The organism is Candidatus Jettenia sp. AMX1 (assembly GCF_030263775.1).
GTDB lineage: Bacteria > Planctomycetota > Brocadiia > Brocadiales > Brocadiaceae > Jettenia > Jettenia caeni.
Map to the genome: position 1 here is coordinate 56,698 of NZ_SZPP01000002.1, position 16,388 is coordinate 73,085.

A 16,388-nucleotide genomic window follows, 5' to 3' on the forward strand; every position below is an offset into this window, starting at 1 on the left:
AACTACAATCAAGTCAAACATATAATATATGCTTAATAGGGACAGCGACTATAGTACCCGCTGTATGAAACCGAACATACCACATTCAACCCCGAAGAGGTGAAATGATTCTAGATAAAGCATTACCGTATAGTTATTAATTTTCCGATGTTTTCCCGACATCGAAGAATTTTTCTCGTTCTATTTTCGCATTATCTGCTTTCTATCGTCTCTTTCAAACATTCTTCAAAGAGAGATAATGCAATATCTGCATCATTTTTCGAGAGGATTAAGGGTGGGCAGAAGCGGATTGCGCTGCGGCCGCAGGTCAGTAATAAAAGTCCTTTTAAGAATGCCTTCTGGACGATACGATCCCGTTCTTCGATAGCATATTCTTTGGTCTCCTTATCTTTTACAATTTCAATTGCCAGCATTAATCCCAAGCCCCTTACGTCGCCGATTATAGGATATGTGCGCTCCAATCTCTTTAATTCATTTATGATGTAGGCGCCTTGTCTGGCAGCATTATCTATCAATCCTTCTTCGAGAAGCTTGATAGTAGTAAGCGCGGCCTGGCAGCTAACGGGATTACCTCCGAACGTACTTGCATGACTGCCCGGTATCCAATCCATTATTTTTTCTGATGCAACGGTGGCAGATAAGGGAAGCCCTGAAGCTATACCCTTAGCAAGGGTAATGATGTCGGGAATTATGTCAAAATGCTCAGAGGCAAACATTTTACCTGTTCTGCCCATACCTGATTGTACTTCATCAGCAACATAGAGGATATCATAATCGCGTGTTAGTTGATACAATGCCGTATGAAATTCTTTTGGAGGCACAATATATCCGCCTTCTCCCTGGATAATTTCAACAAAGATTGCTGCCACATCATCCGGAGATACCTTTGTTTTGAATAACTCCTCTCGTATCCATGTTACGCATGCCATATGACAATTATTGGGGGTTAAACCATAGTGACATCTATAGCAATATGCATATGGGATATGAATAACCTCTGAAATAAGAGGTAAAAAATGCCTGCGTTGGTTTAATTTACTAGCCGTTAGCGAAAGCGCCCCCATGGTTCTTCCATGAAAAGCGTTGTAAAAGGCGATGACAATGTTGCGCCTGGTATGGTATCGCGCTAATTTAAAAGCAGCTTCTACCGATTCTGCGCCAGAATTCCCAAAAAAGACTTTTTTGGTATGAGACCCTGGGCAGATCACAGATAGCTTTTCAGCCAGGAGGATTTGCAGAGGGTTATAAAAATCCGCCCCGGACATGTGAAGAAGGGTGCCTGCCTGGCCGGTAATTGATGATATGACTTCATCATGATTATGTCCGGTGTTGCAAACGGCAACTCCTGCCGTAAAATCAAGGAAGATATTATTATCAACATCCTCTACAAGCATGCCTTTTGCGCTTTTTACTACGAGTGGATAGCCCTTTGTCGAAGATGGTGAAATAAACTGTGTTTCCTTTTCCAGATATTGAATTGCGTTAGGGCCGGGAAGTTTCGTATGAATACGAGGATAATTTTTTAGTGACATGTAATCTCCTATACCGTATCAAGTGTGCGTTAGTAACTTTTAGAACAATAATATTTATATACTAAGTCTGCAAAGGTTTCTAATCCATATGAGCCTTTTCCCAGGTCTGCAAGACACTTTCTGAATTCACGTAGATTTTTAAAATTTTCTGATATATAATGGGCGACAAATGTTTCAGCAGATATAAAATTCAATTCCGGACCTTTATCATCGGGGCTTTGATAGATTTTATACGCCACGATATCGGTAATTATTTTTACGTGAACATCTTTCCCTTTTGAAATTAAATCTTTGACTATTTCAAAAGTTAGTTGTTGCTTATCCTGATAGTAAGTATATATCTTATCAGCAAATTGGTTTATGGATTGTGGTTCTTTATCAAACCGGGATAATTGTTTTTCAAATGCATTTACCTCGGTAAAGTTTTTTGATATGTAGTGAGTTACTGCATCAATAGCGGCTAAAAAATTTGACTCAGGCCCCATATTTTCCGGACTTTCATATATCTTATATGCTACAATATTAATAAGAGTTTTGAGTGAGGTATCATCTTTGCTCTGAAGCTTGCTTTTTATAAAATTTTTATCGATCGGCATAGTGTTTCTCCATTGTTTCGAAACAAGAACTTTATACTTAACCTTGACAAACAGGTGTTCTCTGCATATATTTACTACTAGTGAGCAACAACTATACTCAATCCTGATGATAAAATAAATATATTTTATTTAAAAGATCAAAAAATGGAAACAGAAGCAAAAAACAGATTTCTCACCTCAATTACCTTGCCTGATTACGAATTTATCATTAATCTTCCGGAATTTAAAAAAGAAGGCGAAGAATTTACCGTATGGTTTCTTGAGGGTATTCTTGAAGACAATCCAAATTATATTGATTGCCTTATATATTTAGGCAACGTGTATACGGCAAACGGGATGTATGAAAAAGGCCTTTTGATAGATAAGAAATTATGTCGCCTTAGACCGGACGATCCTTTGGTCTATTATAACCTCGCCTGTAGCTATGCGTTGCTGAAAGATTCTGATGCTGCTTTCGATGCATTAGAAAATGCGATTACGCTTGGCTATAATGATATTTATCATCTTGAACAAGATGAGGATTTGATTCTTTTGAGAGGGGATATTCGATACAAAAAACTGATTGAAAAAATTAAAAAGCGTTAACATCGTTTATTTGAAATAAGGCTAATTGTATAGGTAGCTTGTATCCCTTCCAAAGTAAGGTGTGGGATTACCTCTGAAATAAAAGGGATTTCCTGTGCTAACATATTTGCATTTCCACCGGTTGCAAGTATCCTTGGCTTGCATTTCAACTCATCATAAAGCATATTTATGAGCTTATTTACCATACCAACAGTGCCCCAGTAAATACCAGAATTTATTGCTTCTTCCGTTCTTTTGCCGAGAATATGTTTTGGCTTATGGACGGATATTTCAGGTAAAAGCGCCGTATAATTGTGTAGCGCTTTTGAAGATATATCCATGCCCGGCGCAATAATTCCTCCTATAAATGCCCCGGTATTATTTATTACATCAATCGTTATTGCAGTACCTGCATCGATGATGATTGTCCAGTCTTTTGTCCGTTTAAAAGCTGCAACTGCATTCACTAATCGGTCGATACCGACTCTTTCCGGATACTCGGTGAGCACCGGGATAGGAATGGGAATGTCTTTCCCAATACGCCGGGGTTTTATAAGGAGGTATTTTTTAATATATTCAATAACAAAAGCTTCTGTTTTCGGATTAACAGAGGAAAGGATAGCAGCTTTTGATCTGGATATGATGGCCGAATTCAAAACTTCTGTAAAATTTACCTGAAATGCATGGGAAGAGCTGATTCCTAATGAATAGGAAGAATGCAGGATATCTTCTTCAAATATCCCGATGTGAATATTTGTATTGCCGATGTCAACGGCTAGTAACATGGCGATTTACTCATGCACCAGATTGGATCTCATGGAGGGCGCTTGCCATCAAATGGATAAGTGTGCGTATATTTTTACCGGTAGCCGTAGAAACGGGACAAACAGATTTGGATATTTTTTCTTCGAGCATTTTAATGTGTTCATTACAACTCTCCGGATCTAAGAGATCTATTTTATTTGCAACGATAATTTCCTTCTTTTCTGCAAGCTGAGGATTGAATTGTTTCAATTCATTCCGCACAATATGGTATGCGTCCGAGGGATCTATTTTTGCGCAGGGTGAAATATCCAAAAGATGCACGAGCAATTTTGTTCTCTCAATATGGCGTAAGAACTTATCTCCAAGCCCTGTTCCTCCATGTGCCCCTTCAATAAGCCCTGGAATATCAGCTACAACAAATCTTTTGTAATCTTCTGATTCAACAATACCCAATTGAGGCTGGAGTGTGGTAAAAGGATATTCAGCAATTTTAGGTCGTGCAGCAGATATTCGGGAAAGCAATGTTGACTTTCCTGCGTTCGGCATCCCGATGAAGCCAACATCTGCGAGTAGCTTTAATTCCAGGATCAACCATCGTTCTTCACCCGGTTTCCCCTTTTCTGCATTCCGTGGAGCCTGATTTGTAGAAGTTGCAAATTGCTTGTTTCCTCTTCCTCCTCTCCCTCCCCTTGCAATGACAATGCTTTCGCCAACAGTGCTCATATCTTTTAAGATACGTCCACTTTCTTTATCTTTAACTATGGTACCCTGCGGTAAATCGATAAGGAGATCTTTGCCATCCTTGCCTTTTCTCGTAGATCCTTTTCCGTGCACCCCACTTTCTGCAATATGTTTTATCCGGGAAGTAAGGTCAAGTAATGTGTCTATTTTATTACTGACACGAAGTATAACGTCTCCGCCCTTACCACCATCTCCCCCATCCGGGCCTCCGTGAGGGACGTATTTTTCTCTCCGGAAGCTTACACAGCCGTTTCCTCCATCCCCTCCTTTTACGAATATAACAGCTTCATCAATGAACATAGTTCTAAAAGATTATAAGGATGTGCAGGATAATAATAACCGGCATTGATAAAATCACGTTATAAAAAATTTCTTTTAAAATAGGTGCAGGGAACGAAGTATGGGTGTCTGTTAACACCTTGCATCGTCTGCAATTCGTTCCTTGCAACATGTTTTAAATTCCCTGATTATTATGGCTGTTCCGTTTTTGGTTCATGTGTTACTTATCTAAGAGTTATATACACTTACACGGTGTCTTGTTTCGAATTTTACCACGCCGTCTATCAGAGAAAAAAGGGTATCGTCTTTTCCGATACCAACGTTCATCCCCGGCCTGAATTTTGTTCCACATTGACGGATTATTATAGAGCCGGCTGTTACGAATTGTCCGCCGTATCTCTTCACACCCCGCATTTGGGGATTACTATCTCTTCCATTCTTAGAAGAACCTTGTCCCTTTTTATGTGCCATGTTATAAATCTCCGATTAAAAATATACAGGAAACTAATAAAAAATAGATGTTTAACCCAGAAGGATCTCTTTAATTTTTATCTGGGTATATTTTTCACGATGTCCTTTTCTGGTCATCGATTCTTTCCTTCTGCGAAATTTTATTGTCATAGACTTTGCAGTTTTTTTCATACCCTCAATTTCTGCAATAACTTTTGCATTTTTATTATCTGCGGCTCTAAAAGCTGCATTACCTCCCTCATCGGAATAAACCAATATATCATGAAACTCCACAGTTTCTCCAATCTGTGCGTTGGCCTTTAAATCAATAAGATGGCGTTCACCAGCCCTGACCTTGTATTGTTTACCCCTGTCTTTTATTATTGCATACATGTAATACTATCTCCTTTCTTTATATTTAGTTTTCATATATTCAGACATAAGAATATTTTGGTATAAAGTAAAAAATGTTATAAAGAAATTATACGATAACAGGCTCGTCCTTATGGTTCAAGTAACGAATATTCACCTTGCCGTATTCATGATCCGCTGTACTGAGGATGTATATTTTCTTATTATAAGATTCTTCAATTTCTATCATTTGTTTTCGTTTTTGATTTTGCAGGTAGTTAGCAACCTCAGGGTTTGCAATGATTTCAATTTTAGCGATCTGGGGTGAATGGATTGCAAACTTAAGATCCCGCATGGCATTTAAACAAAGACTTTCCACCGTCTTGCTATACCCCGTTCCCCGGCAAAATTTGCATTCTTCAAAAAGAACGTCCCGAAGACTGTGCCGAATCCTTTGCCGGGTAAGTTCGATGGTGCAGAATTTCGACATTTTTAACATTTTCGTTCGTGCTTTATCTCTTTTTAAAGCATCGGCAAGGGCTTTTTCAATGGCATGGATATGCCCTTCTTCCTGCATATCAATAAAGTCAATTACAATAACACCTCCAATGTCTCTTAATCGGATCTGCCGGGTAACTTCTTTTGCAGCCTTTAAATTCGTTTTAAAGGCGGTTTCCTCCGGGTCACTTTCATCTTTAAACCTACCACTATTAACATCAATTGCAACAAGCGCCTCAGTCTGTTCAATTACAATGGAACCTCCGCGCGGTAAAGGAATCTTTTTGCAGTTTATATCCTCAATTTCCTTCTCGATATTATATTTGTGAAATAATGGTTTATCTTCTCTATAGAGGGTTAAAAGCTTTTCATATTTCGGCATAATTATCCGAAGAAAATCTCGTGTTCTTTCGTACACGGCCTCTGAGTCTACAAGAATTTCCCGTATATCGGTTGAAAAGATGTCTCTGATAGCACGAATAACGAGATCGCTTTCCTGGTAAATCGTTGCGGGTGCGCTGGCATTTTTTGACCGCTTCTCAATATTTTTCCACAGTTTTAAGAGATAATGGAAGTCTTTATGGATTTCTTTTTTTGTCTGCTGCTCTCCCGCTGTTCGTATGATGAAGCCGATATTTTGAGGTGGATTTAAACCGGCAAGTATTTTCTTTAAACGTTGCCGCTCCTCTTCACTTAAAATTTTCTTCGATACCCCATGGCGTGGCACGCCTGGCATTAAAACCAAAAACCTTCCCGGCAAACTAATATAGGTTGTTAAGCTTGGACCTTTTGCACCCATGCCCTCTTTTGTTACCTGAACCAGGACTTCTTGTCCCAGATGGAGAATATCGCGTATTTTCTGTGATTCCCGATGAGACTTCTGGGCAGTATCTCCTTCAGATGAGTGGTTCCCATTACCGTTAGGAGGCAGAACATCTGATATATGTAAAAAACCATTTTTTTTGAACCCAATATCAACAAAAGCTGCCTCAATGCTGGATTCAATATTGACAATTTTTCCCTTATAGATATTTCCCGCAATCTGTTCGCGGGAACTTCGTTCAATGTACAGCTCCTCCAAAACATTATTTTCTAAAATGGCCATACGGCATTCTTCTGGCTCAATTGCATTAATAAGCATCCTTTTATCCATGATTTTTCCCTTAGTCAGGCAGAAGAAGATAAGTTGACTTTCATTCTGATAATTTCAAAGAACTCTTTTTCTCTATCTCCGCATAAGGCGTGAAGTACCTCTTCAGGTTTCGCTGTACCCTCAGGTGTTGGTTTTATAGTCAAAATCAGACCATTGGGTTTTTCTTTAATCTCTTCTATAGATGGTCGAATATTAAAAAGTTTTTGATGTCCGTCTTTTGATCGGTTTACAATGATAGATGACTGTTGCAGAAGTTCATTAATCTTTACTGTCTCTAAGAAATCTGTATTCTTAAAGACCACCTCATAGGTTATATTGCGAACAAGGTCTTTTTTGGAATTTGATATATCCTCTACAGAGAGAATAGAAATTTCTTTTGGCAGTTGCAGACCTAAGCTCTTAACTAACACCTCAGAGGGTACTGATTTTTGCAGGTCGAGTTCCAAAATCTCGTCTCTACCAATTATTCCAACACTTAAAGCCAAAGGGATGGAAAGTTTCGGGTGAGGGTTAAAACCTTTGGACATTACGATAGGCAGGTTAGCCCTTCTAATAGCCCTTTCAAAAACCCTCATCAAATCATGATGAGAGATAAAGCGAATATCTCCTGATTTACTAAATCGAATCCGTACTTTTACGATATGCTTAGTTAACCTCTAAAACTTCAAATATAATAAATTTAAATACTTAAGACAAATTCTAATAATGATATTTCTCTGTGTCAAGGACATTTTTAGCTATCAAAAGGCCTCTGGCAATATTTCAATAGCGATGTTCCTGAGATAATTCATTGTTTTTTCCGGGTCATCAAAACGGCAAGCTGTTTCCGCTACTTCTTTTGCTTTTTCCAGGGTAACAGACCGGATAATCTTTTTTATTTCAGGTATAATAGTGGCTGGCGCTACACTAAACTCTGTAATTCCTAATCCAATAAGGGGTATGGCATATTCGACTTCACTTCCCATTTCTCCGCAAATTCCTACAGGGATATTATTTTCTTCTGCTGCTTTTATTGCAAGTTTCAAAAGCCTTAAGATGGCAGGATGTACAGGACAATATAAATAAGCCACCCGTTCATTATTTCTGTCTACAGCCAAAGAATACTGGATAAGATCGTTAGTTCCGATGCTAAAGAAGTCACATTCTTTCGCCAGGGTATCTGCAATCATAACAGATGAAGGGACTTCAATCATAATTCCCATCTCGATGTTTTTATTGAACGGGATTTCCTCTTTATCTAATTCTTTCATGACCTCCCAAACCATTTGTTTCGCACGCCTCAATTCCTGAAGGGAAGATATTAAAGGAAATAAAATTTTTACATCTCCCATGGCCGAAGCTCGTAAAATTGCTCTTAATTGTATTCTAAATATGGATGGGTTTTCAAAACAATAACGTATAGAACGACATCCCAAAAAAGGGTTTCCTTCTTTTCTATCATCAGAAAGAGCAAATTTATCTGCTCCTAAATCAAGTGTTCTAATAATAATAGGTTTCTCCTTTAATTCCCGGACAACAGAGGTATAGGCTTCTAAATGTTCTTCTTCTGTTGGAGGTGTAGGCGAACCTAAATAAAGGAATTCTGTTCTATAAAGTCCAATTCCCTCAGCGCCGTATTTTGTATTTATATGGGTTTCTTTTGGAAACTCAATATTCCCATAAATGGAAATATGTTTTCCGTCCCGGGTTGTAGATGGTTGATCTTTCAGTTCGGTTGCTAATTTTTCCTCAAAGACATGGATGCTCTTAACCTTGCTTTGATAGGTTAAGAGTGTTTCTTCGTCAGGCCTGACAATAACAATACCTCTGTTGCCATCTACAATTACGGTATCTCCGCCAAAGATATCTGTAGTAATGGTGCCTAATCCGACTACAGCCGGTATGCCCAAAGCGCGGGCAACTATGGCAGTATGGGACGTCCTTCCGCCTACATCAGTGGCAAATCCTCTTACTTTCTCAGTATCAAGTGAAGCAGTTTGAGAAGGTGAAATATCATGTGCTATTAATACCACCTCCTGGGCAAGATTCTTCAGCTCTTCTCTTTTTTCACCCAACAAATTTCTGAGAAGCCTTCGTTCAACATCGAAAATATCACTTACTCTTTCTGCCAGATAAGAATCATTAACGTCCTGAAATTTTCTGATGTAAACACGTAAGGCCAGGGATACAGCAAATTCCGGTGTGAAATTTGTCTTCTTTATTTTATCGATAATTTCATTTTTTAAACGTACGTCTTGTAAGACCATTCGGTGTGTGCCAAAGATAGATCCAATTTCGGAACCTAAATTCTCAGAGACTCTCGATTCTAAATCCTGAATTTCCTTTTTGGAATCTTCTATGGCCTTCTCAAGTCTGTAGATTTCTCCATCTACCTCTTCTTTTCGTATAATATGGCGGGGGATGCGGTATCCTTCACTCTCAAACATAAAGGCCTCACGGATGACCACCCCTGGTGAAACCGCAATTCCCTTCCTGATCTCCATGAATTCTTCTTCAAATTTACTCTTTACCAGGCCTTCCAGTGCGTCCAGCGCCTCTGCTGCATCAACTCCTTTCGCACTCATTACTATCTCTGTATCATTTTCAGCACCAAGAGTTAAGAGCTCAATGACGCTTTTACCATCAACCTCTTTATTTTTTGTTTTTATACGAATCTCTGATGTATATTTATTGGCAATTTCAGCAAATTTAGTAGCAGGCCGGGCATGCATGCCATTGGAATTGGAGATTTTTACTTTTCTTTCTAATAATTTACAATTGATACTATGAATATCCATAATACATTACTCATTACCTTTTTGAGGTTAAAGGGTGAAAAGCTTATTTTGCATTGCAATCTTCTTGAGTTCAGTGAGTGGAATAGTTGCGGGTTTATTTTGAATGAAATCAGATCAAACTTGAATACCATCAACCTCTTTTAATATTTCAATAATACCGGTTTTACCATTCGCTTCACGCATAAAGCGGCGGAAATCATTATCTCTTATAACTGTAGATATTTTCTCTAATGCGGCAAGATGCGATCCGGCAGAATCGTTGGGAGAAAGTAACAAGAAGAAAAGGTAGACAGGTTCCCCGTCCAGGGCATTGAAGTCAACACCACTTGATGACCGTGCTATTGTTCCCACGATCTTTTTTGTACAATCATGTTTCGTATGAGGAACAGCTACGCCTTTTCCTATGCCAGTACTTCCCAATTCTTCCCTTTTCATAAGGGATTTAATAACATTCTCAACATCTTTACTATTAATTTTCTGCGCGTCTTTAAGAGAAAATACCATTTCCCGGATTACCGCTTCTTTTTCAGTAGCTTTAAGCTCTGTAATAATAGCGTCTTCTACAATAAAATCAGTTAGTTTCATATAAAAAGATACCTCCAATAGAATTGTTCATGCTCCTGCCCCACTTTCAAGACCTTCTGTTTCAGTGGTTGAGGGTTTTTTTCTACGGACAATCTTTGTTTGAATTTTTCCTTTATGCTTTTTCAGTTGGGCCTCAATTTTATCTACCACAAGGTCAATTGAACGATACATATCGGGATTTGATGCCACCGCAACCATTGCAGGGCCTCTTGAGACCGAAACAATCATTTCAGCTCTATGACTATTGTCACCATCAATATCCAGGGTAACTTGTATCTGTAAAATCCATTCAAAAAATTTTTTTATTTTTTGGGCCTTTTGCAAGGCATAATTTTTAATAGCCTCTGTTATCTCTAAATGCCTTGCAACAATTGTGATGTTTTCCAAAGCTGAGATCCTTTCTTAAAAGGTAAGGATTTATAAATCTTCAAAAAATATCATTCTACTCATTGCAAAATTATCCGTCAAGGAAATTAAAATCCTGTATTTCATGTTATAGCCTTACCGTTGCTAAGATAAGCAGGTGAATAGATTGGACTCCGGCTTCTTTTAACTTCCTGGAACACTCTGTTGCAGTTATACCGGTGGTTAATACATCATCTACCAGTAATATTTTTTTCCCTTTTAATAATTCAGGATACTTGATAAAAAATGCATTATAAACGTTTGCCTGCCGTTGATTTTTTGATAGTTGTGTCTGTGATAAAGTATTTTTTATACGGCAGAGGTTATTTGCAGATATGGGCTTAAAGAAATGTCTTTGAATTCCCCGCGATAAAAGTTCGGATTGATTGAAACCACGGTGTCGTTTCTTTAACCAGTAAAGAGGTACTGGTATTATAATATCTATATTCGGGACAATTTCTTTCAGCCTTTGATCTGCTAGTATGATATCATTAAGGATTTCGGATAAAAATTTCTGCCTGGAATATTTAAATTTATGTATCAATGTCTTAATAACGCCATCATAATAAGTAACCGATGTGATAGTCTCAAAATGAAGATATCTCCCTTTGCATACTGCACATCCTTCTTTCATATTCGATATATTATAAGGTCCTAAAGTAATACCGCATCGGATACAATAGGTATCATCACGATAAGGAATTTGTTTTTTGCAAGTACTACAAATATTGAATTCAAATGAATTATTCAGATTGCGGTTACAATGGAGGCATAATCGGGGATAAAAAAGATCTAAGAATGCATGTAAGTAAGTGCTTAGCATAATCTTACATTCTCATCATATCAAAAAACAATAATCCTGCGGATCCAAAAATAATAATAGGCAGCCATGCCGCTAATATCGGATGAAGCATTCCTGTGTTACCAAGGTTGGAACAGATAAACAGCAGTGCATAGAAAATACCGCAAATAAGAACACATAAACCTACTCGTAAAAACAAATTCCTGCTTAACCGTTCAAATCCAACTACCAGTGGTATACCGAGTAAAAGAAGTACAAAGTGAGTAAGGGTGTAAGCAATCCTGGAATGAAATAATACACTATTTCTCGGATTATCTGGCTCATTTTTACAGAGATTTTTTAATTGCTCAAAATTTAATAAACTAGGATCTAACTTAATCTTCCCCAGTTCTCCGGGAGTTATCGTTGATTCAAATTCTAAACCATCGATTTTTTGTACCGGCGCAATCCATTTACCCTGTTCATCATAAACATGTTTTACCACCTTGGTAAGTAACCATGTATTGTCTCCCAGCCATGTTCCCTCCTCGGCGTTGATAGTAAATTTCTTTTTTCTGTTTTCATAGCGTGCAAGGATAAATACGGACTCCATATGTTGTGTTTTATTATTGTATTTCCATATACGTATTAACGTATTGTTCTTATTATCTTCCAGGAGGAGATTGCGTTGGATATTACTGCTGAATGAAGCTTGTTGTAACTCCTCCAGCCTTTCAGCAAACCGTGGAATAATCCATTCCTGGTCACCAAAAGAGGCAAAGGACAGAAATACAGTAACAACAAAGATAGGAAGTAATATCCTGTACAGCGAGATGCCGGCAACCTGCATAGCCAGTATTTCCCGATTTTTTACCATCCGTACAAGGACAATGCTAACGGCTATCAGGGTGATGGCAGGAAAAAATTGAAAAATAATTACGGGAAAGAGATAGATATAATAACGTATTCCTGTCATAAATGCTTCTCCTCCCATATCCAAAAAATCTCCTAATTTTTGAAGGATGTCAATGATGACATAGATCCCTGAAATAATGATGAGGCATAAGAAAAATGTTGGAATAAAAGCTCTTAATATATAGTTGTCTAATCTTGAGAACATATAAATATTTCTCTGGTAATTTATGAAATCTGGAGTTCTTTATATAATTGGAGAATAGTCTTTTTAAAGAGGGGATGAACAATATCCGGCTCAATCTCAGCCAGTGGTTCCAGAACAAATGACCGTGTATGCATCAAAGGGTGAGGTATTTTCAAATAATCTTTATCTATGATCTCATCACCGCAAAGCAAGATGTCTATATCAATGGTTCTGGGTCCCCATTTTATCGTTCTGATCCTGCCCATGAGGGTTTCTATATGCTGGAATTGTTTGAGTAACTGGGAAGAGGATACTACCGTTTTCATACTGAGAGCCGCATTTAAAAACATTGGCTGGGGAGGACCTCCCACCGGTATTGTTTCGTAAAACCGGGAAAGCTTTACGGACTGTATTCCTGCAAGAGAAATAATGCGATCGTAAGCATGCAACAAATTGCTTGCCCGATTTCCAACATTTGAACCCAAACTAACGCAAACACGTACCATGAATAACCTTTTCTGATTGAGAAATAAACAGGTTCTATAATTTTAAACTACAAATTTTAAATTACAAATCTTAAATAAATTCATGGTAGAGGAAATTTTCATTCTGCAGCGCAGAAATTTTTAGACCGCGCACAGCTTCCGCAATCGGGGCAATTATCTGTACGACAATCCAGGGTGAATTCCCTGTTTGATGATTTCCGGTTTTCTTCTATAAGGAAGGGTTTTACAACGCCACAATTGATGTGATCCCAGGGAAATACCTCGTCTTCGTTTCTTTGTCGGTGTGCGTAAAAGCTCCAGTCTATTCCGGCTTTATGAAATGCATCCAGCCATTTTTGAAATTTGAAATGTTCTTCCCATGCATCAAACTTACATCCGTCCTGCCACGCCATAAAAATAACCTCGCCTAATCTTCTGTCCCCGCGTGCAAATATTCCTTCCAGAATACTCCGTTCTGCATTATGGAATTTAATACGAATACACTTTCTCTGAATTCTCTTGAATAATGTATTTCTAATTTCTTTTATCCTTTCCAGGGTAATCATCGGTTGCCACTGGAAAGGGGTGTGTGCCTTTGGCACAAAGGGCGCAATGCTGATATTGACTTGCCCAAAAGAGCCACAGACGCCTTTCCTTAAATCAGAGATATTATAGGCTAACCGTGCGATAGCATCGATATCATCATCTGTTTCTGTTGGGAGTCCAATCATAAAGTAGAGTTTAACAAGATTCCAACCCTGTTTAAAGGCTTCTTCAATACCTCTGTAGAGATCTTCATCGGTAATGTTTTTGTTAATGATCTTTCGCAGATTCTGGGTTGCTGCCTCCGGCGCCAGGGTAAGTCCTGACTTGCGAACGGTATTTAGCATGGACGGCAAAAGGACAAGCTGTTCGTTTACCCGTAAGGACGGGAAAGAGATATTTACCTGTTTCCGGGTAAAGATACAATTCATCTGTTCCATCAATGGCTTTAAGAACGGGTAGTCGCTAATAGAAAGAGATGCCAGGGAAATCTCGTTATGTCCTGTATTTGCATAGCTAAGTTCTGATAACTTCAGGACATTTTCCACCGTACGAGGACGGGTAGGGCGCTTACTCATACCAGCCTGACAAAACCGGCACCCCTGTGTACAGCCACGCATGACCTCAATGGTAATGCGATCGTGAATGGTTTTTACATAGGGTACAATAGGTTTTGTCGGATAATAGGTCTTATTTAAATCCCTGACGGAAGCAGAGCGTATCGTTGATGGCAGACCGGATAATTTTGGACGTATCTCTCGCAGGGTATTATCCAAATGGTATGAGACAGTATAGAGAGAAGGAGTATAGGCATTTCTCAGGGTTTGTGCCAGAGAAATAATCCTCTCTTTCCGGGAGAGTCCTCGCTGCTTCATATCCTTATAGAGCTCAATAAGCTGCGGCAAGCTTTCTTCTCCGTCTCCTACAAGGAAGATATCGATAAAGTCTGCCATAGGTTCGGGAGAAATAGCGGCCGGGCCACCTGCAATGACAAGAGGATCTGTCTCATTTCGTTCCGATGCTATGATAGGAATTCCTGAGAGATCAAGCATGTTTAAAACATTTGTGTACGATAATTCATATTGGAGTGAGAAACCTACCATATCGAACTCTTTCAAAGGTGTGTAGGTTTCGAGAGAGAATAGGGGAATCTGGTGCTTCCTCATAAGCAATTCCATATCTTCCAAAGGGGCAAAGACCCTCTCACAAACAGTGTCCTTTCGGTCGTTGAGGAGCCCGTAAAGGATTTGAATGCCTAAATGAGACATACCGATACTATAGGTATCAGGAAACGCCAGCACAATTTTTACTTCGCTATCAGCATGGTCTTTCGTAATGGAATTCCATTCTCCTCCAATATACTGCCCGGGCATTTCCACGCATGGCAATATATTCTCTGTTACGAAATGTTTTAATGTATTCATATGTAGTTTATATTAATAGGAAATCAGATATTAAGCAAGTATGTTTCATTTTAAAATGACAATTGGAACGCCACTTGGAATGGTGTACTGGATATCGATTGGGGACGATATATTGGATTTCGGGCGGACTCTTAGTATCTCATTTCATAAAAGCGCCGGGATGCAAGGTCGATCTTTGAGCGCATTTTGACATTGAAAATAATGGAAAGGGCAACAAAGGATGTAAGCATAGATGACCCTCCATAGCTAATGAAAGGTAGTGTTACTCCTACGATAGGAGCTACTCCTAAAGTCATACCGACATTCACTACTATTTGGGTTGCAAACATTGTGACAAGACCAACTACGACAAGTCTTCCATAGGGATCTCGTGTATTCCTGGCAATACCGATACCACACGCAACGAAGGCGATGTAAAGAAGTAAGACAAGACAAGCCCGTAAGAATCCCCATTCCTCGGCAATAACGGCAAAGATAAAATCGGTATGGCGCTCGGGTAGAAATTTCATCTGGTTTTGGGTGCCATTTCCCCATCCTGTTCCGAATAGACCTCCTGAACCAATGGCGATAAGAGATTGGAGTCTATGATAACCGGCTCCCCAATCAGTAGTTTTTTCAGGCCAAAGAAAGCCGATAATTCTCAATTTTTGATACGATTTAAGCATAAACATCCAGAATAGTGGTGAAATAGCTAATCCTGTGCCGATTAATATGAGTAAGTAAGAAAGCCGGATACCGGCAGCGTATAAAATAGAGAATAAGATAGGAACCAGAATTAACGCTGTACCCAGGTCTGGCTGTTTCATAATAAGCGCCATGGGTATAAATGCCAGCAGGAGAGAAATTCCTATATCAAAGAATCCCAGTCCGTACTTCTTATACCTGAGAAATTTTGCGAGGGTAAGAACCAGGGTGATTTTCATAAATTCAGAGGGTTGGACAGAGAAAGAGCCAATAGAGAACCAACGCTGTGAGCCTTTTACAGAGCCTCCAATACTTAGTAGTAAAATCAAAAGAAAAAGAACTGATGCGTAGATAATATATGCATAATGTTCAAATGAAAGGTAATCAAAATAAAGAAGGGTAAAGAAAAGGGTGAATCCCATTACAACCCAGATGATTTGTTTGAATAAAAATCTTTCGGACGATGCACTCCAAACGAAAAATACCCCTATCGTTAAAATGGTGCACAGTATAAGGAATATCAGCCAATCAAAATTTCTTAGATTTACCTTGCTTGACATAGATTCGTTCTAAAAAAGATTTTTCCTCTCATCCCTGTCTTGATGTAGGGCGAGGCTTTAGCCTTGCCTCCCCGCCTGAATACATGCACGCGGATAGCGTATGCATTAAGCGAAAA

Annotated in this window: 17 protein-coding genes; 1 reads left to right on the forward strand and 16 read right to left on the reverse strand. The window is 38.8% G+C overall.

Translation table 11 applies throughout. The annotated features are described in order from the left end of the window. Positions 1-191: 191 nt before the first annotated feature. Positions 192-1,532: an acetyl ornithine aminotransferase family protein gene (locus FBQ94_RS00720; RefSeq protein WP_007220864.1), complete on the reverse strand. Its 1,341-nt coding sequence runs from the start codon at positions 1,530-1,532 to the stop codon at positions 192-194. Positions 1,533-1,561: 29 nt separating this feature from the next. After that, positions 1,562-2,128: a hypothetical protein gene (locus tag FBQ94_RS00725; RefSeq protein ID WP_007220865.1), complete on the reverse strand. Its 567-nt coding sequence runs from the start codon at positions 2,126-2,128 to the stop codon at positions 1,562-1,564. 144 nt (positions 2,129-2,272) lie between these two features. Here FBQ94_RS00725 and FBQ94_RS00730 point away from each other — a divergent pair, with 144 nt between their 5' ends. Continuing rightward, positions 2,273-2,713 carry a TPR end-of-group domain-containing protein gene (locus tag FBQ94_RS00730; protein WP_007220866.1) on the forward strand — a complete coding sequence of 147 codons (441 nt, stop codon included), beginning with the start codon at positions 2,273-2,275 and terminating at the stop codon, positions 2,711-2,713. On the opposite strand, the gene FBQ94_RS00735 is transcribed toward FBQ94_RS00730, so the two are convergent. From FBQ94_RS00735 to rodA, 14 genes are all read right to left on the reverse strand, one after another. Then, positions 2,710-3,477: a type III pantothenate kinase gene (locus FBQ94_RS00735; protein WP_007220867.1), complete on the reverse strand. Its 768-nt coding sequence runs from the start codon at positions 3,475-3,477 to the stop codon at positions 2,710-2,712. The two genes, FBQ94_RS00730 and FBQ94_RS00735, sit on opposite strands and share 4 nt — an antisense overlap. A gap of 10 nt (positions 3,478-3,487) precedes the next feature. Beyond that, on the reverse strand, positions 3,488-4,498 hold the full coding sequence (obgE, locus tag FBQ94_RS00740) for a GTPase ObgE (RefSeq protein ID WP_007220868.1): 1,011 nt from the start codon (positions 4,496-4,498) through the stop codon (positions 3,488-3,490). Between the two features lie 207 nt (positions 4,499-4,705). Continuing rightward, complete coding sequence (gene rpmA / locus FBQ94_RS00745; protein ID WP_007220869.1) at positions 4,706-4,948, reverse strand: 50S ribosomal protein L27; 243 nt, start codon at positions 4,946-4,948, stop codon at positions 4,706-4,708. A gap of 51 nt (positions 4,949-4,999) precedes the next feature. Further along, on the reverse strand, positions 5,000-5,320 hold the full coding sequence (gene rplU / locus FBQ94_RS00750) for a 50S ribosomal protein L21 (RefSeq protein ID WP_007220870.1): 321 nt from the start codon (positions 5,318-5,320) through the stop codon (positions 5,000-5,002). 88 nt (positions 5,321-5,408) lie between these two features. Beyond that, positions 5,409-6,929, reverse strand: coding sequence for an Rne/Rng family ribonuclease (locus tag FBQ94_RS00755; RefSeq protein WP_007220871.1), 1,521 nt, complete (start codon positions 6,927-6,929; stop codon positions 5,409-5,411). A gap of 14 nt (positions 6,930-6,943) precedes the next feature. Continuing rightward, a complete protein-coding gene (locus FBQ94_RS00760; protein WP_083849202.1) occupies positions 6,944-7,570 on the reverse strand; it encodes a TIGR03936 family radical SAM-associated protein in 627 nt (208 codons plus the stop codon). 99 nt (positions 7,571-7,669) lie between these two features. After that, positions 7,670-9,706: a phosphoenolpyruvate--protein phosphotransferase gene (gene ptsP, locus FBQ94_RS00765; RefSeq protein WP_007220873.1), complete on the reverse strand. Its 2,037-nt coding sequence runs from the start codon at positions 9,704-9,706 to the stop codon at positions 7,670-7,672. Between the two features lie 114 nt (positions 9,707-9,820). Beyond that, on the reverse strand, positions 9,821-10,291 hold the full coding sequence (locus tag FBQ94_RS00770) for a PTS sugar transporter subunit IIA (RefSeq protein WP_007220874.1): 471 nt from the start codon (positions 10,289-10,291) through the stop codon (positions 9,821-9,823). Between the two features lie 27 nt (positions 10,292-10,318). Continuing rightward, positions 10,319-10,678, reverse strand: coding sequence for a ribosome hibernation-promoting factor, HPF/YfiA family (gene hpf, locus FBQ94_RS00775; RefSeq protein ID WP_007220875.1), 360 nt, complete (start codon positions 10,676-10,678; stop codon positions 10,319-10,321). 106 nt (positions 10,679-10,784) lie between these two features. Next, the gene (locus tag FBQ94_RS00780) at positions 10,785-11,519 is read right to left on the reverse strand and encodes a ComF family protein (protein ID WP_007220876.1); all 735 of its coding nucleotides are present in this window, start codon (positions 11,517-11,519) and stop codon (positions 10,785-10,787) included. Between the two features lie 4 nt (positions 11,520-11,523). Continuing rightward, positions 11,524-12,597: an LptF/LptG family permease gene (locus FBQ94_RS00785; protein WP_007220877.1), complete on the reverse strand. Its 1,074-nt coding sequence runs from the start codon at positions 12,595-12,597 to the stop codon at positions 11,524-11,526. Between the two features lie 20 nt (positions 12,598-12,617). Next, a complete protein-coding gene (folK, locus tag FBQ94_RS00790; protein WP_007220878.1) occupies positions 12,618-13,082 on the reverse strand; it encodes a 2-amino-4-hydroxy-6-hydroxymethyldihydropteridine diphosphokinase in 465 nt (154 codons plus the stop codon). Positions 13,083-13,180: 98 nt separating this feature from the next. Further along, positions 13,181-15,028, reverse strand: a complete 1,848-nt coding sequence (locus FBQ94_RS00795; RefSeq protein ID WP_007220879.1) for a TIGR03960 family B12-binding radical SAM protein — start codon at positions 15,026-15,028, stop codon at positions 13,181-13,183. A gap of 131 nt (positions 15,029-15,159) precedes the next feature. Beyond that, positions 15,160-16,272: a rod shape-determining protein RodA gene (rodA, locus tag FBQ94_RS00800; RefSeq protein WP_007220880.1), complete on the reverse strand. Its 1,113-nt coding sequence runs from the start codon at positions 16,270-16,272 to the stop codon at positions 15,160-15,162. Between the last annotated feature and the right edge of the window lie 116 nt (positions 16,273-16,388).

Coding starts and splice junctions, on each gene's coding strand:
- folK (WP_007220878.1), bottom strand. CDS start 13,082: ATGGTACGTGTTTGCGTTAGTTTGGGTTCAAATGTTGGAAATCGGGCA.
- rpmA (WP_007220869.1), bottom strand. CDS start 4,948: ATGGCACATAAAAAGGGACAAGGTTCTTCTAAGAATGGAAGAGATAGT.
- rodA (WP_007220880.1), bottom strand. CDS start 16,272: ATGTCAAGCAAGGTAAATCTAAGAAATTTTGATTGGCTGATATTCCTT.
- FBQ94_RS00770 (WP_007220874.1), bottom strand. CDS start 10,291: ATGAAACTAACTGATTTTATTGTAGAAGACGCTATTATTACAGAGCTT.
- obgE (WP_007220868.1), bottom strand. CDS start 4,498: ATGTTCATTGATGAAGCTGTTATATTCGTAAAAGGAGGGGATGGAGGA.
- FBQ94_RS00785 (WP_007220877.1), bottom strand. CDS start 12,597: ATGTTCTCAAGATTAGACAACTATATATTAAGAGCTTTTATTCCAACA.
- FBQ94_RS00780 (WP_007220876.1), bottom strand. CDS start 11,519: ATGCTAAGCACTTACTTACATGCATTCTTAGATCTTTTTTATCCCCGA.
- rplU (WP_007220870.1), bottom strand. CDS start 5,320: ATGTATGCAATAATAAAAGACAGGGGTAAACAATACAAGGTCAGGGCT.
- FBQ94_RS00725 (WP_007220865.1), bottom strand. CDS start 2,128: ATGCCGATCGATAAAAATTTTATAAAAAGCAAGCTTCAGAGCAAAGAT.
- FBQ94_RS00735 (WP_007220867.1), bottom strand. CDS start 3,477: ATGTTACTAGCCGTTGACATCGGCAATACAAATATTCACATCGGGATA.
- ptsP (WP_007220873.1), bottom strand. CDS start 9,706: ATGGATATTCATAGTATCAATTGTAAATTATTAGAAAGAAAAGTAAAA.
- FBQ94_RS00720 (WP_007220864.1), bottom strand. CDS start 1,532: ATGTCACTAAAAAATTATCCTCGTATTCATACGAAACTTCCCGGCCCT.
- FBQ94_RS00795 (WP_007220879.1), bottom strand. CDS start 15,028: ATGAATACATTAAAACATTTCGTAACAGAGAATATATTGCCATGCGTG.
- FBQ94_RS00755 (WP_007220871.1), bottom strand. CDS start 6,929: ATGGATAAAAGGATGCTTATTAATGCAATTGAGCCAGAAGAATGCCGT.
- FBQ94_RS00730 (WP_007220866.1), top strand. CDS start 2,273: ATGGAAACAGAAGCAAAAAACAGATTTCTCACCTCAATTACCTTGCCT.